Below are 21191 nucleotides of genomic sequence, written 5' to 3' on the forward strand. Positions count from 1 at the left end.
CGCCCGCCGGGCGGGGGTAAAATCACGGGTTCCCCATTCAAGATAGCGCCCAGAGACTTCATGGCCCGTTCCCGTCAACGCACTGCCACACGCCTGACCCGCGAAGCCGCCCGCCTGGTCGCGCTTTCCCAGGCCCTGAACCACTCCGGCAGCCGTGTCGAAGACCGCTACTGGGAGGCGCGCCTGGCCGAAGTCGTGACACGCCAGCTGCGGCTCGGCCACGACGCCCCGCTGGAATCCGCGCTGGACCACCTGGCGCAGAACGACACCGGCGCCTACGAGGCGCTCATCGAGCAGGCCGAGACCCTGTCGGAGTCCATGCAGATCGAAAAGAACGGCGTGCGCTACGACGTGCTGCTCGTCATCGCGCCGATCGCCGCCTGGACGCGCTACACCATCCCCACGGGCCCGATCCCGCCGGCGGCGCGCGAGGCGCTGCTCGCGCAACTGCACGGCCACGTCCTGGCCTCCGGCACGCGGGTCGCGCTGCTGCCGCACCTGGTCAGCATCGACCAGATGCCGCGCACCTTCTCGGAAACGTGGCAGTGGCTGCACCGGCTGGGCACGCAGGCGCTGGGCGCCGAGACCACCAAGCCGGCCGTGAACGCCGAGGTCGAGACCGCCAACATGCTGGCCGACACGCGCTACCTGGTGGCGGCCGTGGCCGCAGAGGAGAACGCCCCGATCTTCCGCTGGCAGGAACATCCCGAAGACCCTGCCTCCAGCCGGCAGGCCTGCCTGGAGCAATGGGTGGCGCAGGCCCAGCCCACCCTGGCCACGCTGCTGCCCGGCTGCGGCATCGAGTGCCTGCTGCCCGACGCCTACTACGTCAGCAATCGCGACGCCGACCGCCAGGTGCGACCGCTGGCGCTGCGAGCCGCCGTCACCTGGCTGGAAGGCGCGGTGGGCCTGGCGCCCGCCCAGCTGCGTGCGGTGGTGGCGGGCTGCGGCGAATCGCAGATCGAGGAATACCGCATCGGCTTCACGGCGCGCAACAGCAACGACGTGTACTACGGCTGCGTGTGGCCGCTGTATGGCCGCGAAGACGATCCTCCCGCCGACGACACGCAGCCCGATGCAGTGGACCAGATCGCCGCGCAGCTCAAGGAGTACGGCGTGGCCGAAGTGCGCCGCATCCCGGGCGTGCTGCCGCTGGACTACTGCGAAGACTGCGGCGCGCCGCAATTCCCCAATCCGCTGGGCGAACTCGTGCATGCCGAACTGCCCGAAGACGCCGAAGCCGCCCCCACGCATTTCCACTGAACGCCCGCGGCAAGGCTTCCCCATGCGCGCCGATCTGTTCTGCCGTGTGATCGACAACTACGGCGACATCGGCGTCTGCTGGCGCCTGGCACGGCGCCTGGCCCATGGCCACGGCTGGCGGCTGCGGCTGTGGGTCGACGACCTCGCCAGCTTCGCACGCATCCAGCCCGGCGTGCAGCCAGGCCTGCCGCGGCAGGCCGTGGACGGCGTGGAGATCCTGCACTGGACGCCAGAAACCCCGCTACCCGAACCCGGCGACGTGGTGATCGAAGCCTTTGCCTGCGACCCGCCCGCGCAGTTCGTGGCGTCGATGCGGCAGCGCCGGCCGCTGTGGATCAACCTGGAATACCTGAGCGCCGAAGCCTGGGTCGAATCCTGCCATGGCCTGCCTTCGCAACGCGCCGACGGACTGGTCAAGTATTTCTTCTTCCCGGGCTACACGTCCGGCACGGGCGGCCTGCTGCGCGAGCCGGGCCTGTCGGCCGAGCGCGATGCGCTGCAGGCCAGCCCCGCCGCCCGCCGGACATGGCTGCAACGGCTGGGCCTCACGCCGGCCCAGCTGGCGCCGCTGGACGCGGGCGCACGGCTGGTCAGCCTGTTCTGCTACCCCCATGCGCCCTGGGTCGAGCTGGCGGCAGCGCTGGCCGCCGGCCCCCGCCCGACCTTGCTGCTGGCCCCCTCGGGCATCGCGCCGGGCCTGGAGGCGGCCTGCCCCCCGGACAGCGCGCTTACGCTGGCGCGCGTGCCGTTCGTTGCACAGCCCGACTACGACAGGCTGCTGTGGTGCTGCGACCTGAATTTCGTGCGCGGCGAGGACTCCCTGGTGCGCGCAGGCTGGGCGGCCCGGCCGCTGGTATGGCAGATCTACCCGCAGGACGAAGATGCCCACCTGCCCAAGCTGGAAGCCTGGCTGGAACGCTATGGCGCGCCCCCCGCGGCCGAGGCGTTGATACGGGCCTGGAACCGCAGCGGCGACGCGCCGCTCGGCACCGCCCTGGCCCAGGCGCTGCACGAGCCTGCCTGGGGACGCTGGGCCGCCCATGCGCGCGCCTGGGACGCCGAGCTGGCCGGCCGCCCCGACCTGGCCGACCGCCTGGTGGCGTTTTGTACGGCCCGCCCAAATCCGGGTTAGAATAGAGAGCTTTACAAGGCATGCTCGGCTGGGTAGGGTAGCCTGCGCCCGATCCGGGTTCAGGGCATGCACTGCAACCCGCACTGCAACCAACAGTAGTACAACTACGGCCTCCCGGGGCGCGGAACGTCTTTCGCGCAAGCACGGCGAGTGCGCACCATCCTCCCCGGAGTTTTAATCGATGAAAACCGCTCAGGAATTGCGAGTCGGCAACGTGGTCATGGTCGGCAAGGACCCCCTCGTGGTCCAGAAGGCCGAATACAACAAGTCCGGCCGCAACGCCGCTGTCGTGAAGCTGAAGTTCAAGAACCTGCTCAACGGCTCGAACAGCGAGTCGGTGTACAAGGCCGACGAGAAGTTCGACGTGGTCGTGCTCGAGCGCAAGGAGTGCACTTACTCCTACTTCGCCGACCCCATGTACGTGTTCATGGACGAAGAGTACAACCAGTACGAGATCGAGGCCGAGAGCATGGGCGACGCCCTGCACTATCTCGAGGAAGGCATGCCCGTCGAGGTGGTGTTCTACGAAGGCCGCGCCATTTCGGTCGAACTGCCCACCATCCTGGTGCGCGAAATCACCTACACCGAGCCCGCCGTGCGCGGCGACACCTCGGGCAAGGTGCTCAAGCCCGCCAAGATCAACACCGGCTTCGAACTGAACGTGCCGCTCTTCTGCGCCATCGGCGACAAGATCGAGATCGACACCCGTACGCACGAGTACCGCAGCCGCGTGAATTGATCACCCGCTGCTGACCTCGCGTCGGGTCGCAATCCGCCATGCGGATGCGGCCGGCGCCATGCAGCAACCGGACCCCGGGCCGGGACGATGCGTCGTCCCGGCCCGGGGTTTTTTGTTTTGCCCCAGGCCTGCATGACGCGGCAAGCGAAGTCTGAAAGAAAGTGACGGAATGCCCTACACAGCGAGCAAACCGCTACAACATTTTTCAGCTTGCCGAAAGCTGCCACGCTTTAATGAACCGCACAGATTTCCGAATATGTCGAGATGTCTTAAGAACCTTATGGGCTTGAGGCCGCGTGCGGCATCACGGAACTGTGCCATGACGAGGTGCGACCCACGAATGTAACAGTACCTTCAATTCTCGACCAACCATCAAGGTGAGAGATATGGCGCTTATCGATGTAGATCTCGGCGGTACCCAGACGGTCATCATCAACGAGGACACCGCGGATGATGGCGATTTCCTCAATATCACGGGGCTCGGCAATTCGGAGCTGATCGTCGACGGGGTGAGCGTCGAAACCCAGTCCATCGCAGGGATCGAAGCCGGCTCTTCGTCGACCTTCACCGTGCAGAACGGCGGTGCGCTTACCGTCAACCAGGGCCTGCTGAACGTCAGCGCCCTGAGCGAGGTCAATTTCAACATCGTCGGCGCCAGCCAGATGACGCTCGACGCCTCCAGCGTCAGCGCCCTGAACGGCCTGAGCAGCTACAACGTCACGTTCTCGGGCGAGGAGCCGGGCACTTTCACCTTCGACAAGCCCGACCTCAGCCTGCTCGACAGCTACAACTTCAATTTCAGCGGCATGCAGGCCGGCGACCAGATCATCCTGGACGGCGAATGGAACCTTGCCACCCAGGGCGGCACCATCTTCGATCCGGCCGATCCCGAAAGCGCCTACTACGACGGCGCGCTGCACCTGGTGCAGGGCAATCCCCTGCTGGGCGGCGCGGTGACGGCCTCGATCGAGATGTCGCAGGAAGACGCAGACCTGTTCTTCTCGGATCCGGACGCATATCTCGCGGGCGGCAGCTTCACCACGCCGGGCGAGGTGATCTGCTTCGCTGCCGGAACCCTGATCGCCACGCCCGCCGGCGAGGTGGCCGTCGAGACCTTGAAGATCGGCGACCTGGTGACCACGGCCGAGGGCAAGCACGTCCCGGTGAAATGGGTCGGCCGCCAGACCGTCCGCAACCTCTATTCCGCAGTCAAGCTGCAGCCGGTGCGCGTCAGCGCAGGCGCGCTCGGAGCCGGCAAGCCCAGCCGCGACCTGGTCCTCACAGCCAGCCACGGCCTGATCATCGACGGCCTCGTGATCAATGCGGGCGCCCTGGTGAACGGCAGCTCGATCGACTTCGTATCGTGGAAGGAGCTGCCCGATACCGTGACCTACTATCACGTCGAGACCGAGAACCACGAGGTGATCCTGGCCAACGGCACCGAGGCCGAGACCTACATCGACTACATCGAGCGCAAGGCATTCAATAACTACGACGAATATGTCGCGCTCTACGGCGCCGAAACGCGGATCGCGGAAATGCCGCGCGTCCGCATCTCGGCCCGCCGCCTGCTGCCGTTTGCGCTGCGCCGGCGCCTCGGCATCCAGGATGCGCCCGCCTATGCGGCGCTCGAAGCCAAGGCTGCCTGAGCAGCGGTAGCACAACCACGGTTCGGGGTATGGATCTGGAACGGGCATTGCGCCCGCTCCAGCGGGCTTTCTTTCGCCTTTGAATACGGCAATGCCCAGCCCCGGGCCTGATCTCGAAGGGGCAGTCCATGGCGGATGGAACCGTGCAGCGCCTCCCCGGCACACCCGGGGCAGGCAGCGCAAAACAGATCCTCGATCAGGCGGTGCAGGCCATGGCCGCCGGCGAGCCGCAGCTGGCCGAGGCATTGACGGACGCGGCGGTGCTGTCGGGCAGTACCCACCCCGGCCTGATGCGCATATGGATCCAGTCGGCGTGGCGCCAGGACAAGATCGCCGTGGCGCGCGAACGGGCGGAAAAGACCATTGCGGCACATCCGCGCAATCCCGAATTCAATCTTCTGGCCGCCCGGCTCCAGATCGCCGCCGGCGAACCGCATGCAGCGCTGGCCCGCCTGGAGCAGGCTGTTGCCGCCTGGCCGGACCACGTGGGCCTGCGGCTGCAACTGCTCCAGTTGCTGAAGGATCTCGGGCGCAGGGGGCCGGCGCTGCGCGTGCTGGGCGGACTGCGCCGCAACTGGCCCGACCATGCGGAGGTATTGCTCGCCGCCTCCCAGCTGTACCGGACCCGCGGCCGGACGCGCGCGGCCGACGCCCTGTTGGAGCGCCTGCTGGCGCGCCACCCCGAACATCGGCAGGCGCGCGTGCTGCTGCAGCTCGAACAGGCCAGGCAGGCCCTGGCCGCCGGCGACCTGGACGGCGCCGAGGCCCTGGCCAGCGCAGCCGTGCAGTCCGGCAGCAACCACCCTGGGGTGCTGCGCATAGGGATCCACGCCGCGTCGCGGCAAGGCCATGTCGCGACGGCCCGGGCCCGGGCGGAGCAGGCCATCGCGGCGCATCCCCGCAACCCCGACTTCCGCATTCTGGCTGCCAGGCTGGAGGCCGCTGCCGGCGAGCCGCGCCAGGCGCTGGCGCGCCTGGAGGCCGCCCTGGCCCAATGGCCCGACAACCTCGGCCTGAATCTGTACCTGTTCGAGCTGCTGCAGGAGCTCGGCAGCACGCGGCAGGCGCTGCGCGTCCTGCGCGACCTGCGCCGCCGCTGGCCCGATCAGGCCGACGTGCTGCTGGCCGCCGCCCGGATGTACCACGAGCATGGCAAGACCCGGGCAGCCCGGGCCGTGCTGGACCGCCTGCTGGCGCGCGACCCCGCCCATGCCCAGGCCCGGCTGGCGCGGCTCGATCTCGCCAGCGCCGCGGCCGCAAGCGAGGCACCTTCGCCGCTTCCCGCCCTGCTGGAGGAGGCGCGCAGCCAGCCTGCGCCTAGCACCGCGGAAGTCGCCCTGCTGCTGAAGACGATAGAGCAGGCGACGGCGCCCGAACTCGCCGCCGTACGCGAGGCAGCCATCGACTTCCTGGGCAGCATGTCCGGCCGGCTTGCCGGGCAGCACAATCTGGCGCTCTTCAATCTGGCGGAACGGTTCGGCCGCGCCGAGGCGGCACGCCAGGCGCTGGCCCGGCTGCTGGATGAGGGGCCGCGCAGTGTGCAGGTAGCCCGTACGCTGTTTCGCAAGGCCATGGATTCGGTCGGTCCCCACCAGGCCGATTGCGTGATCTCCCGTTTGCTCCGCCATATCCCGGCCGCCCAGCAGGCCACGCTGGCCGCGGACTTCGCCCTGCACCTGGACGGGCCCGAGGCTGCCCTGGAGCGGCTGCGCCGCGACCGGCGCCGCAATCGCGCTCCGGGCGAGGCGCTCAATCTCGTCCGCCTGCTGAAGTTCGCCGGCCGCTACGCCCTGGGGCTGCGCTACCTGCAGTTCTGCCGGCGCCGCTGGCCGGACAATGCCGAAATCCGGCTGAACCAGGCCACGCTCCTGATGGAGGCCGGCCGCCCAGACCTGGCGCTGGCCGGCCTGGACGAGCCCGTCGCGGTGTCACGGCGCAAGCAGGCCCAGTTCGCGCGGATCCGCGCCCACGCCCTGCTCGAGACCGGACAATGGCACGCCGCCCTGGCAGAGCTGGACAAGGCAGCGGCATCCAGGCTGGACCATGGCGTGGCCGCCACCCGGCTGCGTGTGCTGCTGATGCTGGGGCGGGAAGAGGAGGCAGCGGCCCAGCTCCGGGAAGCCCGCCGGCGCGGCGTGCAGGACCGCATCTCGTCCGAGCATTTCTCGCTTTCCCTCTATGGGACGCTGATGGGCGATCTTGCGCTGTTCCGCGCAGAAAGCGCCTCGCTTCCGCCCGGCGATCACAGCGGCTACCTGGCCGCCCGCTACATCTGCGCAGCCAGCCAGATCATCGAACGCCACGCCGGAAACGCGGATGACCACGTCCGGAATGCAGCCCATGACGGCGCACCGGCCATTCCGCGGCGGATTTTCCAATACTGGAACCTGCGCGTCCCGCCGGAGAGCGTGGCCGAGATAATGCGCTCCTGGTCGCGCCTGCCGGACTTGGAATATGTGCGATTCGATCGCGCGGCGGCGCGCAGGTTTTTGCGGGAAACCTACGGCCCGGATTATGAACTGGCCTTCAGGCTGGCCAACAATATCGCCGAGGAAGCCGATTTCCTGCGGCTTTGCTATCTGCGCCACCACGGCGGAATCTATGCCGATGCCGACGACCGGCTTTATGGCACGCTGGCGGAACTGGTGCCCGCCGGCGCCGGGCTGGTGTGCTTTCGCGAACCTTTCGGCATCCTGGCCAATAACTGCATCGCCGCGCGCCCCGGACATCCCGCCATCGTCCGGGCATCCGAGATGGCCGCCGAGGCACTGCTCTCGCGCGACAACGACAGCACCTGGAGCAAGACGGGCCCGGGCCTGCTCTCCCGGGCGGTGGCCAGCTACCTCGCGGCGGCGCGGCCTGCGGAGCCGGGGGACCGCGTGGTGATCAGGCCCAACCACGTGCTGCGCCGGCAGGTGCAGATCCACATACAGCTGCCGCACAAGAAAACCCGCAAATACTGGAATGCCGCCAATACCACGGGGATCGACATGAAGCCGTTTTTCATGCCGCCCTGCCGCAAGGTGGCATGAGTGTCTTTATATATCTTTGCGTTTATTGGGATTAATCCAGAAGCGCTCGTAAATGTACGCAGGTCAATATCGTTCAGTTTCAAAAAATAATCGGATTCCTGCCATGGATAGGGAAAAACCCGCATGGCCGATGATTCGGCATCCAGCAGACTTTGAATGCATTGCACGCGATTTGATTTGATTTGATTCTGGCTCGAGATATCTGTGCGTACTGCAGTTGCCGGCCACATGCGGGATATTTTTCCGGATGGCGGGGCAGGCAGGATTTTCTATCCGCATACGTGGCGGAATCGACAGCCACGGCGGCCTCAGGAGACACGCGTGTATAGGTGTGCCCTACAGGAGCGGCATCTCGAATCTGTTCCCGGTTGCATGGTCCATGGCCGAAACGGTGCCCTGGCGCTCTCGTTTTCCGCTCCTGTGCGCCGGCCGCCCCGCACCCCGAACCATTCCCGCGCGACATAGGGACGGGACGACGTGCGACCCGCCAAGTCGTCCCTGCCTGCTGCACCATCCGGCGGCATTCCGGCTACGGCTGCCGCCCGCCGGTACGCCGCGCCATCGGGCAGCGTCCAGACGGAAGAGCAGACGGAAGACCAGACCGCGCCAGTCGAGGACATCGCCGCACTCGTCTGCGACAAGCTCGCCGCCTATCTGTCCGTCTGGCAGGCGGCGCTGGCGGCCAGGCTGGGGCTGACGCTCGTGGAAATCAAGGCCCTGCTGCTGATCCAGGAACTGGACGGCCTGCCCGTCGGGCAGCTGGGCCAGCTGCTGTGCCTGAGTTCCGGCGGCACGACGGCGCTGCTCAACCGGCTGGAGGCCGCAGGCTTCATCCGGCGCCGGCCGCACCCCCTGGACCGGCGTGCGATCGTGATCCAGGCCGTGCCCGAAAAGTGCCAGGAACTTGCGCACGGCCGCGCGGCGCTGGCCGAGGAAGTGGCGTTCGTCAGCCGCCAGTTCGACGCCCGCCAGCTGCAGACGGTGCATGCGTTCCTGGAACAGTGTGCCCGCGCCTTCCGCCACGAGACACTGGCCCGGCTGCAATCGCGGCATGGGCCGGCGCAGCATGGGCACAGCTAGGGCCGTGCTGCGCTACTGCAACCGCTCGTCGTCGAGGAACGCCGGCAGCGCCAGGACGTCGATGCCCTCCTCGGCGAGCGCCGCGCGCTCTTCGGGTGTGGCAGTGCCGCGGATGGGACGTTCGTCGACCTCGCCCTCGTGGATGCGGCGGGCTTCCTCGGCAAAGCGCGGGCCCACGTTCTCGGTGCGGCGGATGATCTCGCGTATGTGCTGCAGCACCCGGGCCTGCAGCGCCGCCATGGAAACGGGCCCGTGCGCGGCGGCCTGCGGCGCCGACGCCGGCTGCTGCAGGTGGGCCACGTTCAGGTGCGGCGCCGACAGGCGCTTGGTGATCTGGCGGGAATCGCACACAGGACAGGTCACCAGCCCGCGTTCACGCTGGGAATCATAATCGTCGTGCGAGCCGAACCAGCCCTCGAACACGTGGCCGTGGTCGCACTCAAGGTCGAATACTTTCAGAGCCATGGCAGCTATATGGGAGCGACCCGCAAGAATACAAGATCGGCTCCCGCGGCGCACACGGGCCCGGCTAGCGCGCGGCGCGCCGGCCGCCGGATGCCGTCTGCCCCTTGCCGATGCGTGCCTGCTCGGCTTCCAGCGCCTCGATCTGCCGCTGCAGCGCGCGCAGCTGCTTGCTCACGTCCTGCCGCTGTTCGGCGAGGGCGTCGGTTTCCTCGCGCAGCTGGGCCTGGCGTGCGGCCACCTGCTGCTCCTGCTGCACGCGCAGGCTCTGGTCGGCCTGCAGGGTGTTGAGCTGGGCGGTACGCGCGGCCAGCTGGCGCTCGGCGTGGGCGTACTCGGCCTGCAGGCGGATGCGGGAAATGTCAACCTCGGCCAGCTCCGCAGACTGGGCGGCGAAGGCCTGGTAGGTGCTTTCCGCCTGCTTGGCAGAGTGGGTCTTCACCACGCGCCAGAAGTCGCTCTGCTGGAACAGCGCCACGTAATACGCGAGATCGTCGGCCTTGAACAGCAGGCTGGCGCCGTACGAGCCGTTGTAGGTGGTGCGCAGCTCGGCCACCTCGCGATTCTTGATGAGCGCCTGCAGCTCCGCCACGGTGGACAGGGGCCGCGCAGGTTCGGGGACCGCCGGCGCAGGCGGCGGCGTCACGGCGGCCGCCGCGGGCTCGGCCTCCACCTGCCGGACCACCGGATCCGGCGCCTTGGCGGACGGCAGGCCGGCGCAGGCGGCAAGCCCGGCGGCCAGGAGCACCACGCCGGCCGCGCGCATGCACAGGCCAGGCCGCAAGCAGGAAGCGATTCGATGAATCTTCATGTCACTCTCTTGGAAACAATATTTCAACTATAGCAACTTATCGATGCGAAACGCGTCGGTTCCGCCTGTTCCGGCGCCGCTCTCGCAACCGGCGGCGGCCTCGGCCAGATCGGGCTGCCCTTCCCCGATGCGCAGCTTGCGCATCTTTTCCCAAAGCACTTTCCGGCTGATCCCGAGCTGATGCGCCGTGTCCTGCCGGCGCCAGCCGTTGGCTTCCAGCGCCGCCAGTATGCGCAGGCGCTCGGCGCGCTCGGCACCGGACAGCGGCGCAGCCGCGGGCTCTGCCGAGGATGCAGGAAACGCGCGCTGATGGCGCTCCAGCAGGGCCTCCAGACGGTCGCGGTCCCAGCTTCCCGACTGGCGGCGCAGGATGGCCACCCGCTCGGCCAGATTGGCCAGCTCGCGCACATTGCCGGGAAAGCGCATGCGGGCCACGCGCTGCAGGAGCCAGGCCGGCACGGACCCTGCCTCCTCATCGTGACGGGCCAGCAGCGCGGAGAAGATCGCGCTCTTCTCCTCCGCGCCTCGTGCCTCCAGGTTCGGCACGTGCAGCTCGATCACGGCAAGGCGGTAATACAGATCGGCACGGAACGTCCCCTGCGCCACCAGCGCGCGCAGGTCCTTGTTGGTGGCTGCCACCAGCCGGAACGACACGGGGACCTCCACGGTGGAACCCAGCCGCGTCACCGTGTTCTGCTCCAGGACGCGCAGCAGCTTGACCTGCTGGTAAAGCGGCAGATCGCCGATCTCGTCCAGGAACAGCGTGCCGCCGCTGGCCTGTTCGAAATACCCTTTGTGCGCGCCCACGGCGCCGGTGAAGGCGCCCTTGGCATGCCCGAAGAAATGCGCCTCGAACAGGCCTTCGGGCACCGCCCCGCAGTTCACGGCGACGAAAGGCCCACGCGCCCAAGGCGACTCGTCGTGCAGCAGGCGGGCCATGCGCTCCTTGCCCACGCCGGTCTCGCCATGCACCAGCACATTGGCCCGGCAATCGGCATACATCCGCACTTCGTCCAGCAGGTCGCGCATCATGGGAGACTGCGCCACCATCGCCACGGCGGTGCGCGCATCCTCGGCGCGGGCCGCCTGCGACATGCCGGCCAGGCGGAACAGCAACCGGCGCAACTCGGCGCCCGTGAAATGCAGGGGCAACGTGTACGAATAGGTGGGGCCATAGAAGCGCGGATCCTGCGGGCGCTCTTCGGCGGCCACCCAGACTACCGGAATGCCCTGCCTGGCCAGCCAGTCGAAGCCGGCGAAGCGCGCCTCGCCCATCACCGACACCGACACCAGGGCCACCGCCGGCCGCGCCACGTCGCGCGGCGGCGGCGGCACCGTGGCAGCCGTGTCCACGTACACGATGGCGGCGTCGTATCCGGCAAGCAGGCGCTCGGCGCGGAACGCGATGTCCGAACACCCTTCCCAGATGTAGACGTCCACGGTGTCGCAGGCCATGGCTTCCTGCGCAGTCTCGTCCACGCGCCGCTCAATAGACAAGCCGTACTCCTTTCCCGTCACAATCCAGGGACATCAGATTGACGTCGGTCTGCCCCAGCTGCAGCCCCACCACCTGCTCCACCACAGGCTTGAGCACCCGTTCGCCGATGCCGTCGAGCAGCGGCCGGAGCGCCTCCAGCAGCGCTCCGGCGAGCACGATGACCGCATTGGACTGGTGCGCCGAGGGTGCACGGTCCTGCAGCAGGCTGGTCAGCTTGTTCATGCAGCCGGCCTCAGATCCTCCCGGCATGGGCGCTCCCAGCAGCCTGGGCGTGCACGGGTCGGTGGGCAGCAGAACCCCCAGCAGGTCGCCCACCGTTCCGAGCAGGCCGCGCACCACCTCGCCCACATTGTTCAACGCACCCAGGATGTCGAGCGTCAGCAGATTGCCCACGAGGTCGAGCGTGCCGCGCGACAAGCCGCCCACGAAACCCTGCAGCCCGCGCGCCATGTCCTCGACCTGCGCCACGCTGGCCGTCCAGAGCGCGTTGCGGCAGGCATGCCCGGCGGGGTCGCAGCCGTTCTGCGCCCGGGCGTCCGCCCATATCCGCGCAGCGAGCGCCTGCGGCACGGCGGTCCCATTCAGGCTGTCGCCGTCCTCCATCGCACCGCCCAGCAGGGACGCCAGCAACGCATCGGTGAGATGCTTCACCGTCTGGCCCAGCAGGAGCGGGTTGGCCGACGCCGGCATCGGCAGCGACTGTCCCGCATGGAAGTCCGCCACATCGCCGGCGGGCAAGGCGTCGGTCGTGATCCGGGTATTCAGCGATGCCAGGTTCATGCCCAGCACGTCGAGCCGCAGCAGTTGCCTGGGCGCAAGCCCCTGGTCGCAGCTCTCCGAGCCCGAGAAAGGCCAGCCGGCATCGGCGCCGGCGGGGGGACCGCCTATGCACAGCTTGAGGATGGACGACTGCGCGCCCAGCGTGGCGAGATCCCGGCCGGAGGCATCGCGCGCCTCGCACAGGCGCTCGACGCTGGCCTTGCCATCGACCAGGTCCACCGTGATGGGCAGGTCCACCCGCAGGTTGGCCAGGCCGCCCAGCAGCGGCAGGCCCGGCGCCGAAATGGGCAGATGTACGCGGATCTGCGAGGTGTAGGCCGTGGCCCCCACCCCGCCGATGGCAATGGCGGGCGGCTCCGTCACGCTGAAGCGCGGCGTGACCTGCAGCAGGCCCAGGTCCACGCCTGCGGTCGCCTGGATCGCGTGCCCGCCGGTGGCCACGCCGATGGCCGTGGCCAGCACCTGCAGCGCATCCAGCTCCACGCCCAGCGCGGAAGCCGGATCGGTGGACTGGATCAGCGCGAACAGGCCGGTCGCGCGCTCCGCCGTGTCGGAGCCCAGCCGCAGCGCCAGATCGTCGATCCCCAGCCGCGCCCGTATCGCCTGCAGCAGTCCCACATTGGCAGCCAGCAGGCTTTCCTGGCCGGCGAGGGACACCACGGCGTCCAGCACCTCGCCCAGCCCGAGCGTGCGCGCCGCGAGCAGTGTATTGAGCTGGCCCAGGGACACGTCCGCAGGCACGGCGATGCCCAGCGCCTGCAGCAGGCCGCGCGGCGTGATCTTCACGCCGGCCAGGCCGGCGTCGTAGCCCAGCAGCGCCGTCCCGTCCAGGTCCAGGCCCACGCCGCGCAGCAGGTTGACGAGCGCGCCGGGCTGCACGGCGGCCAGCCGCGTGCCCACGCTGAACGCGGCCACGGGATCGCCCTCGCTGACCGCCACCGCCTCCGCGCTCAGCGTGCCGCCGCCGGTTCCGGGGATCAGCGCCGCATACGGCATCGCGAGCAGCACCTGCACCGCGTTGCGGCGCTCCTCCGGCTGCGGATCCCGGACATAGCGCGGCGCCAGCGCGGCGTCGGCGCCGTCCCAGCGCCAGCAGCGCGCGCTGAACGAAAAGGCGTCGTCATCCGCGGCGCCCAGGTTGGCCTGCACGTTGGCCCGGGCCGCGGCGATCGCGGCAGCGCATCCGGCCTCGTCGCCACGCCCCAGCACCTGCCCCGCAGTCAGGGCGGACAGGTCGGCGGCCTTCTGCAACTCGCGCTTGGCGTAATAGGCATAGCCCAGCTGCACGCCCCACAGCAGCGTCAGGGCGAGCACGATGACGAGCGCGGCCGGCACGAGGATGGAACCCCGCTGGCCGTGCGCGGCGCGATGGACGGAATCCGGGGACATTGGCGGCAGGCCCTACCGTGCCGACGCGGACGAGGGCGACTGCACGCGCTCGCCGAACCATTGCGGAATGGGATGTTCGAAGCTGTCCATGTAGCGACGCCAGGCGGCGGACGCCACCGCCCCCTGCAGGGGCAGGCCGGGGCCGGCGCGCAACCCGCCCGCCTGCATGCCGAGCAGGCCGCGCGTGAGGTCGCCGAACTGCTCCTTGCGTACCGCCGGCGGTGATGCGCTTGCGGAGGCCGGCGCACCCGGCGCCGCGTCCTGTGGCGCGGGCACCGCGCGCACCACGGGCCGCGCCACGGGCGCATCCGCCGCGACAACAGGCGCAGCCGCGGCTGCGCCGGTGACCCGCGGATGGGTCTGCGCGGCTGCGGGCGCGGCCAGCGCCAGCCCCGTCGCGATCATGAAACACCGTAGACCTGCATGCATCCTGCTACTCCTTCGTGTCCTGGTTCTGCCGCATGGGCGGGTTCCCGAAACGGTCCATCACCGGCGCCTGCCCGGGCAGCGACGGCATCACGGTGCGCGCCTGCACATCGCCGACCTGCACCGCGCCCGCAGTGCGGCCGGGCCCGCCGGGCCGCGCCGCCATGCGTACCTGCTGCGCCAGCTGCTGCACCTGCTGGCGCGCTTCGGCGCCCAGATCGGCGCGGTCCATGACTTCGCCCGCGCCGCGCGCATCGCCTTCGGCCAGCAGCAGCAAGGCGAGATTGGCCAGGATCCTGGCGTTGCCCGGTTCCAGTTCGGCGGCCTGCCCGAGCGGCACGCGCGCGGCCTGGATACTGCCGCCGCGCAGCAAGGCGTAACCCAGGTCGTTCAGCATCTGTGCATCGGTGGGACGCAGGCGTGCGGCCTGGCCCAGATAATCCGCGGCCTGCTCGAAATCGCCCTGCCCGCCGGCCAGCAGGCCCAGCCCATGAAAGGCGTACGCCGCCTGCGGTCCGCCCAGCAGCGCCCGGTAGGCGTCGGCACTGGCCTGCACCTGGCCTGTCCTGCGCAGGGCATTGGCCCGCAGCACCTGGACTTCCGGCGTATCGCCGTAGGCCTGCCGGTACGCATCCACATAGGCAAGCGAGGCGAAATAGCGCCCCTCGGACTGCGCCTGGCGTATGAGCGACAGCGCCACCTTGGGACGCGCCTGGCCCTGCGGCGCGCGGGCCTGCTCTTCCTGGCGCGCCAGGGCCTGCTCGCGGTCCTGCTGCTGCATCAGCTGCCAGGCCGTCTCGGCCCGGTTCGCCTGGCAGCCGGCCAGCAGCAGCGGCACCGCCAGGGCCGCCGCGGCAATGCCGCGTGCGCGGCCACGGGAAACAAGCACCATCATGAACCTCCGCCCACGCGCGACAGGCCGCGCAACAAGGCAATGAATCCGGAGCCGCCGGTCACGATGAGCAGCGCCGGCAACAGCGTCAGCACCATCACGCCGGTCATCTTGACCGTGAGCCGCGCCACGCGGGCTTTCAGCTCGAGCCTGCGGCGCTCGCGCAGGCGCTCCGCAAAACGGGCCAGCGGTTCCTGGACCGCACCGCCATGCCGGTCGACCTGCACGATCAGCCGGCAGACCGCGGCCAGGTCATCGTTGCCGTAGCCCTGCGCCAGCCGCGCGAGGGATTGTTCCCGCGTGCGTCCGCGGGCATACAGGTCGATGGACAGGCGCAGCTCCTGGCCCAGCACGGGCATCACGCTGCGGAAATCGGTGACCAGCACGTGCAGGCTCTGGTCGATGGACAGCCCCACGCCCTGCAGCAGCCGCAGCAGATCCAGCAGCAGGGGAAGCTCCTCCCCGGCCCGGGCCTTGCGACGCGCGACGCGGCGCTGCAGCACCCACTTGGGCAGCATCCAGCCCAGCGCAAAGCCCGCGAACAGCGCCGCCGGCCAGCTCCAGGCCGCCACGCCGATGGCGCAGCCGTGCAGCACCAGCCACACGAGCAGCGGCAGACCGATGGCCAGCCCCAGGCGTGCCAGTGCGAACCAGGCGCGGGCACGCGAAGCATGGTCGAAACCGGCCATGTCCACCAGCCGGCGGTCCTCCCCGGCCAGCAGCACCCCGCCCAGCCGGCCGCTGTCCAGCCGCTCGCCCGCCTGTTCGGCGCCGCGCGCCACGGCCGCCACCCGCCCGCCCGCGGGCGCCTCGGCCAGGACGTCGGCGTGGCGGCCGTCGCGCGCCGCCAGCGCTCTTTCCACGACTTCGAGGCTGCGTCCCTGGCGCATTGCGCGCGCCACGATGGCGGCGGCCAGCGCCAGCATGGCGGCCATGACGCCGCACAGGCAGGCGATCAGCAGCAGGCGCACGGGGGGCAGTTCCAGCATGGCATCCATGGCGTCCGCCCTACACCGCGCGGGCCATGCGGTACAGCCAGTATGAGCCGCCTGCCTGCAATGCCGCAGCCGCCACAAGCAGGCGGAAGCCGACGGGGTCGTTCCACATGCCCATGAACAGGCTGTTGTTGAATACGATGATGAAGAGCGCCAGGCCCATCGGCAGCAGCGCCAGTATCCAGGCCGACAGCCGCACCTCGGCGGACATGGCGGACAGTTCGTTGCGGGCGTGCTCGAGATCGCGCATGAACGCTGCCATGCGCTCGAGCACCTGGTCGCTGCGCCCGCCGAAACGCAGGGCCAGCGAGATCACCGCCGAAACCAGGTACAGCTCGCGCAGCCCGTACAGCCGCGACACGTGCAACAGCGCAGCATCCAGGTCCTTGCCGGAGCGCGCCAGGGCATCGGCGCGCTGCAGCACCTCCAGCAAGGGCGAAGCCACGCCGGACAGCCCGCCCTGGAAGGCCGACTGCACGCTGTTGCCGATGGTGATCAGCCGGACCACGGCGTCCAGGAAGGCAGGCAGCTGGTCCACCATGCGACGGCGGCGCCGGTCGGCCAGGTACCAGATGCGGAAGCAGGAGAGCAGCGCCGTCAGCAGCAGGGCGGCGCCTGCGGAGAAGGGTCCGCCGAGCCAGGCGGCGAGCAGGGGCAGCACGACCAGCGGAGCGGCCAGCAGCGTGTAGAAGCGCGCCGTGGGAGCGATGCCGGCGCGCAGCAGCACCCTTCCCCAGGCGCCCCCGGGCATCGCCGCCGGACGCGCCGAGAAATCCGCCGCCGCCTCGCGCGTGGTGATCCGCTCGAGCTGCCGGGCGAGGTGCGCGGACGAGGCGGCATGCCGCTCCCGTGCTCCCGCGTACTGCCACAAGAGCAGCGCGCCGACCAGCAACAGGGCGGCCAGCAGGGCCAGGGCCGTGGCCGCCTGCATCAGCGCCTCCTGCTCCAGAAGCCGCCGCCTTCCGGCGCCGCCGGCTCGGCAGCAGCGCTGCGCAACGCATCGCGGGCACGCGCCAGCTTGGGGGTATGCGGCACGATGCCCAGGCTCGCCCAGCTGTCCCGCTCCTCGCCGTCGGGCGTGACATGCGGCTCGTAGCGAAACAGTTCCTGGGTGGCGATGATCCCGTCGCCCATGCCCGTGACTTCCGTGACGGACAAAACGCGCCGCCTGCCGTTGGGCAGCCGCCCGATCTGCACGATGAAATCCAGCGCGCTGGCGATCTGGCGGCGCAGGCTGTCCTCGCTGCCCTGGAATCCGGCGAAGCCGGCCAGCATCTCGATGCGATACAGGCATTCGCGCGGCGAATTGGCGTGAATGGTGGCCATGGAACCCTCATGCCCGGTATTCATGGCCTGCAGCATGTCCATGACTTCCGCGCCGCGCACCTCGCCCACCACCACGCGGTCTGGACGCATGCGCAGGCTGTTGCGGATCAGGTCGCGGATGGAGACGCTGCCGGCGCCGTCGAAGCCGCCCTGGCGCGATTCCAGCCGCACCACATGGGGATGGTTCAGCGACAGCTCGGCCGTGTCCTCCACCGTCACGACGCGCTCGTTGGCGGGAATGAAGAAGGCCAGCGCATTGAGCAGCGAGGTCTTGCCCGAGCTGGTGCCGCCCGACACCAGCACGTTGCAGCGATTGGCCACGGCGGCGTTGAGCAGCCGGAACACTTCCTCGTTGAAAGTGCCCAGCGCCAGCAGGTCGTTGGGCTTGAGCGGGTCCTGGCGGAACTTGCGGATCGAGACCATCGGGCCGTCCACGGCCAGCGGTTCGATCACCACGTTCAGCCTGCCGCCGTCGGGCAGGCGCGCGTCGACCATGGGGCTGGATTCATCCAGCCGCCGCCCCAGCGGGGCCAGGATGCGGCGCACGATGCGCAGCACGTGCTGGTTGTCGGAGAAACGCAGATTCTCGCGTGCCAGCACCCCGCGGCGCGACACGAACACGTTGTCGTAGCCGTTGATGAGTATGTCTTCGACCGTGGGATCGGCCAGCAGGTCTTCCAGCGGCCCCAGCCCGGCGAGCTCCTTGGTGAGCGCCGCCGCAACGTGCTCCATCTCGCTCTGGTTGATGGCGACCCGCCGCAGGCGCACGAAGCCCGCAACCTCGATGTCGACGAATTCGCGTATGGCGGCGCGCGTCCAGCGGCCGAACTCCGCGCCCAGTTCCTCGATGCGCGACAGCAGGTGCTCGTAGGCCAGGTTCTTCACGTCCTGGAACCGCTGGCTGGCCGCGAAGTCGGCGCCCTGGGGTTCCGATCCGAATTCCATGGTGGGAATCATGGTCCGGTCTCCCTAGATGATCATCATGCGCTTGTGCACGCCCGGCAGCCAGTTGGCCAGCCAGCTGCCCGCGCTCCGGCTGCCTGGCGCGACGCGCTCGGCCATGACGCAGTCCACCAGATGCTGCACCGCGCGCACGTAGATGTCGCGCTCGGCCTGCTCGTGCAGCAGCCTGCCCTGGTTGGTGGCCACCATCAGCGGCAGCGTGCGGTCAGGCAGCGTGCCCGCCAGCGGGACGCCGAAGCGGTCGGAGATCTGCGCAGCCGTCATGCCGTAGCGCTCGTCGTAGCGATTGACCACCAGCCGCAAAACCTGCCTGTCGACGTGCTGCTGCTCCAGATCCTGCAGTACGCCGGCCAGCGAGACCAGCGCGCTGACGCTCTGGTCGGCGACCAGCCATACCTCGCTGGAAGCGCGCGCCAGCTTGGCCACGAATTCGGGATTGGAGCAGCCTCCCGCGTCGGTCAGCAGCATGCCGCAGTGCTGCCGCAGCCGCTCGTACAGCATCAGCGAGTCCGCGGGCGAGACGCCGCGCATGAGCGACACATCGCGCGGCAGCGACATCGCGCTGATGCCCGAAGCGGTGCGCGCCATCGCAGCGTTGAGCAGGGTGCCGTCGAGCCGCTCGAGGTTCTTCACGCCTTCCAGGAAATCGAAGTCGCTGGCAATGTTGAGATAGAGCAGGCAGTCGCCCACCGGATAGCCGAGATCCAGCAACCCCACGCGCTCCGACAGCGGCAGTTGCGCCGCCATGAACTCGCCCGGCCTGCCGGGCCTGGCCGTGCTGCGCTGCCGGGCCAGCGCAGCCTGCGCCAGGCGCTCCTGCGCCACGCCGGCCGCATGCACGGCCAGGGTGGTGCTGCCCACGCCGGGCCGCGCGCCCACCACCAGCACGCTGCGGCACACGCCTGCGCCCGGTTTGTCGCGCCGCGCGGAGATCAGGCGCTGGATGACGCCACGCACTTCCTCCGGCGAGACCGAGGGATCGACGAAATCGCTCACGCCGGCGCGCAAGGCGGCAATGGCGCCGTCCGGCTGCGACAGATAGCCCACCGCCACGCGCGGCACGGAGGGCGCGATGCGGGCCAGCACCCGGGCCAGGTCCGCGGAGGCGAGCAGCTTGCCGGGCTCCGACGGGCCATGCGTGAAGTCCAGGAACACCACCTGCGGGTCTATCTCGGCAATGCGGCGGGCCAGGTCGTCGGGCGCCGGCACTTCCTGCGTCAGCAGGCCCAGGTCGCCTATGGCCTGCCCCAGCTGCTGCGCCACGCTGCCTTCTCTGGAGCAGAAAAGGAAGCAGGTGCTCTTGTCCAGGGCGGCCCATTCTCGGGCATGTGTCTTCATGGGAATCACTGAGAAAAGCCGGGCATCTGCTGGCCTGCCACCGGGCCCAGCAGGTAATAGCCCCAGGCATTGAACCCGCCGTCGGCGGCTTCCTGCCGCCCGCCGGGCAAAGGCAGCGACACGCCGCGGGCGATGGGCCGGACCAGGCGCGGCGTCACGACGATCACCAGTTCGCGGTCTTCCTGCGAATACTGGATGTTGCGGAAGAACGCGCCGATCACGGGCAGGTCGCCCAGCAGGGGAATCTTGTGGACGCTGGCGCGCGTCTGGCGCGAGACCAGGCCGCTGATGATGTAGCTCTCGCCGTCGCCGAGTTCCACGGTGGTGTCGGCCTTGCGCGTGCGCAGCGCCGGGATCACCGAGACTCCGCCGTCGCTGGTGTGCAGGCTGATGCCGTTGCCGTAGTCGAGTTCGCTGGCCTCGGGCGCCACCTTGAGCGCGATGCGGTCGCGGGAGATCACCGTGGGGGCCACGGTGAGCCCGATGCCGAACGGCTTGTACACCACGTTCTGCGTGCCCAGCCCGCCGGACTCCGGGACCGGGATTTCGCCGCCCGCCAGGAAGCTCGCGCTCTGGCCGGACAGCGCCACGAGCGTGGGTTCGGCCAGGATGCGGGCCATGCCATTGGTCTGCAGCAACTGCAGGGAGGCGGCGAAATCCCGGCTCTGGTAGGACACCAGGCCGAAGAAGCCCCCCGCCACCAGGTCCGGCGCAAGCTGCACACCGCCCGACCACGGTCCGTTGTCGGCGTTGAAGTTCAGGCCTATGTCTTTCATCACCGAGCGCGAGAGCTCCACGACCTTGACTTCGACCTGCACCACGCCGCTGGTGCCGATCTGCGAGAGGTCCACGACCTTGCCGGCATCGCCGGCGGCGGCCAGGGCGGCGGCAACGGCGCCGCGATGCACGTCGGCCGACGGCGCCGTGCCGGTCAGCACGCCATAGCCGCCCGCCGCATCGACGGCGGCGCCTACCCCCACGCCCCGCCGCGCCAGCGCGGCCTGGACGTCGGAAACCACGCGCGCGATCCACAGCTGGGGTTCGCGCGCACCCCGCGTCCAGATGCGGACTTCGGTCGTGCCGGCCTTGCGACCCACGACCAGCACCTCGCCCGGACGGCCCGCGCCCGGCGGCAGCACCTTCACATCGGCGACCTGCGGATCCGCCACCGCGACGCGCGTGGGCGTGGCCGACAGCGGCAGCACCTCCTGGCCCTTGACGGCCAACACCAGTTCGCGCGCCGCCGGCGCGGACGTCCCCGCGGCCGGCGCCGCGCCGGAAGCCTGCTGCGCCGCTGCCGGCCCGCAGGCCAGCGCGCAAACCGCCGCGGCGGACGGGACCCACCACCAGATGCCGAGTTGAGCGCGTTTCATGAAAACCTGTGCATGGCGAAAGAAAATCGAAGTCATGGCGTGT

General features: G+C 69.5%; 17 protein-coding genes. 6 read left to right on the plus strand and 11 right to left on the minus strand.

Annotated features, from left to right (window positions below; all coding sequences use genetic code 11):
• Positions 1–60: 60 nt before the first annotated feature.
• The 6 genes from ACYBYQ_RS14275 to ACYBYQ_RS14300 all read left to right on the plus strand — a co-directional run bounded on the left by ACYBYQ_RS14275 (position 61) and on the right by ACYBYQ_RS14300 (position 8895).
• Positions 61–1263 carry a DUF2863 family protein gene (locus ACYBYQ_RS14275; protein ID WP_459614861.1) on the plus strand — a complete coding sequence of 401 codons (1203 nt, stop codon included), beginning with the start codon at positions 61–63 and terminating at the stop codon, positions 1261–1263.
• Between the two features lie 22 nt (positions 1264–1285).
• Entirely contained in the window at positions 1286–2395 is a 1110-nt protein-coding gene (gene earP, locus ACYBYQ_RS14280; RefSeq protein ID WP_459614862.1) for an elongation factor P maturation arginine rhamnosyltransferase EarP, read from the plus strand.
• 181 nt (positions 2396–2576) lie between these two features.
• Complete coding sequence (gene efp / locus ACYBYQ_RS14285; RefSeq protein WP_459614864.1) at positions 2577–3134, plus strand: elongation factor P; 558 nt, start codon at positions 2577–2579, stop codon at positions 3132–3134.
• Between the two features lie 386 nt (positions 3135–3520).
• Positions 3521–4783 carry a Hint domain-containing protein gene (locus ACYBYQ_RS14290; protein ID WP_459614865.1) on the plus strand — a complete coding sequence of 421 codons (1263 nt, stop codon included), beginning with the start codon at positions 3521–3523 and terminating at the stop codon, positions 4781–4783.
• A 128-nt stretch (positions 4784–4911) separates the two neighbouring features.
• Positions 4912–7815 carry a tetratricopeptide repeat protein gene (locus tag ACYBYQ_RS14295; RefSeq protein WP_459614866.1) on the plus strand — a complete coding sequence of 968 codons (2904 nt, stop codon included), beginning with the start codon at positions 4912–4914 and terminating at the stop codon, positions 7813–7815.
• A 477-nt stretch (positions 7816–8292) separates the two neighbouring features.
• Entirely contained in the window at positions 8293–8895 is a 603-nt protein-coding gene (locus ACYBYQ_RS14300; RefSeq protein ID WP_459614868.1) for a MarR family winged helix-turn-helix transcriptional regulator, read from the plus strand.
• Between the two features lie 12 nt (positions 8896–8907).
• On the opposite strand, the gene ACYBYQ_RS14305 is transcribed toward ACYBYQ_RS14300, so the two are convergent.
• From ACYBYQ_RS14305 to ACYBYQ_RS14355, 11 genes are all read right to left on the minus strand, one after another.
• Positions 8908–9360, minus strand: coding sequence for a DUF1178 family protein (locus ACYBYQ_RS14305; protein ID WP_459614870.1), 453 nt, complete (start codon positions 9358–9360; stop codon positions 8908–8910).
• Positions 9361–9424: 64 nt separating this feature from the next.
• Positions 9425–10168, minus strand: a complete 744-nt coding sequence (locus tag ACYBYQ_RS14310; protein ID WP_459614871.1) for a DUF2968 domain-containing protein — start codon at positions 10166–10168, stop codon at positions 9425–9427.
• A 27-nt stretch (positions 10169–10195) separates the two neighbouring features.
• A complete protein-coding gene (locus tag ACYBYQ_RS14315; protein WP_459618794.1) occupies positions 10196–11623 on the minus strand; it encodes a sigma 54-interacting transcriptional regulator in 1428 nt (475 codons plus the stop codon).
• Positions 11624–11654: 31 nt separating this feature from the next.
• Complete coding sequence (locus ACYBYQ_RS14320; protein WP_459614872.1) at positions 11655–13835, minus strand: pilus assembly protein TadG-related protein; 2181 nt, start codon at positions 13833–13835, stop codon at positions 11655–11657.
• Between the two features lie 12 nt (positions 13836–13847).
• Positions 13848–14240 carry a DUF3613 domain-containing protein gene (locus ACYBYQ_RS14325; RefSeq protein ID WP_459614874.1) on the minus strand — a complete coding sequence of 131 codons (393 nt, stop codon included), beginning with the start codon at positions 14238–14240 and terminating at the stop codon, positions 13848–13850.
• 28 nt (positions 14241–14268) lie between these two features.
• A complete protein-coding gene (locus tag ACYBYQ_RS14330) occupies positions 14269–15156 on the minus strand; it encodes a tetratricopeptide repeat protein (RefSeq protein WP_459614876.1) in 888 nt (295 codons plus the stop codon).
• Positions 15153–16151 carry a type II secretion system F family protein gene (locus ACYBYQ_RS14335; RefSeq protein WP_459614877.1) on the minus strand — a complete coding sequence of 333 codons (999 nt, stop codon included), beginning with the start codon at positions 16149–16151 and terminating at the stop codon, positions 15153–15155. Before ACYBYQ_RS14335 ends, ACYBYQ_RS14330 begins: the two co-directional genes overlap by 4 nt.
• Positions 16152–16161: 10 nt before the next feature.
• The gene (locus ACYBYQ_RS14340; RefSeq protein WP_459618795.1) at positions 16162–17082 is read right to left on the minus strand and encodes a type II secretion system F family protein; all 921 of its coding nucleotides are present in this window, start codon (positions 17080–17082) and stop codon (positions 16162–16164) included.
• A complete protein-coding gene (locus ACYBYQ_RS14345) occupies positions 17079–18431 on the minus strand; it encodes a TadA family conjugal transfer-associated ATPase (RefSeq protein ID WP_459614878.1) in 1353 nt (450 codons plus the stop codon). Before ACYBYQ_RS14345 ends, ACYBYQ_RS14340 begins: the two co-directional genes overlap by 4 nt.
• A gap of 12 nt (positions 18432–18443) precedes the next feature.
• On the minus strand, positions 18444–19784 hold the full coding sequence (locus ACYBYQ_RS14350) for a P-loop NTPase family protein (protein WP_459614879.1): 1341 nt from the start codon (positions 19782–19784) through the stop codon (positions 18444–18446).
• Complete coding sequence (locus ACYBYQ_RS14355; protein ID WP_459614880.1) at positions 19781–21148, minus strand: type II and III secretion system protein family protein; 1368 nt, start codon at positions 21146–21148, stop codon at positions 19781–19783. Before ACYBYQ_RS14355 ends, ACYBYQ_RS14350 begins: the two co-directional genes overlap by 4 nt.
• Between the last annotated feature and the right edge of the window lie 43 nt (positions 21149–21191).

The sequence above is a fragment of the Bordetella sp. 2513F2 genome (assembly GCF_054642735.1).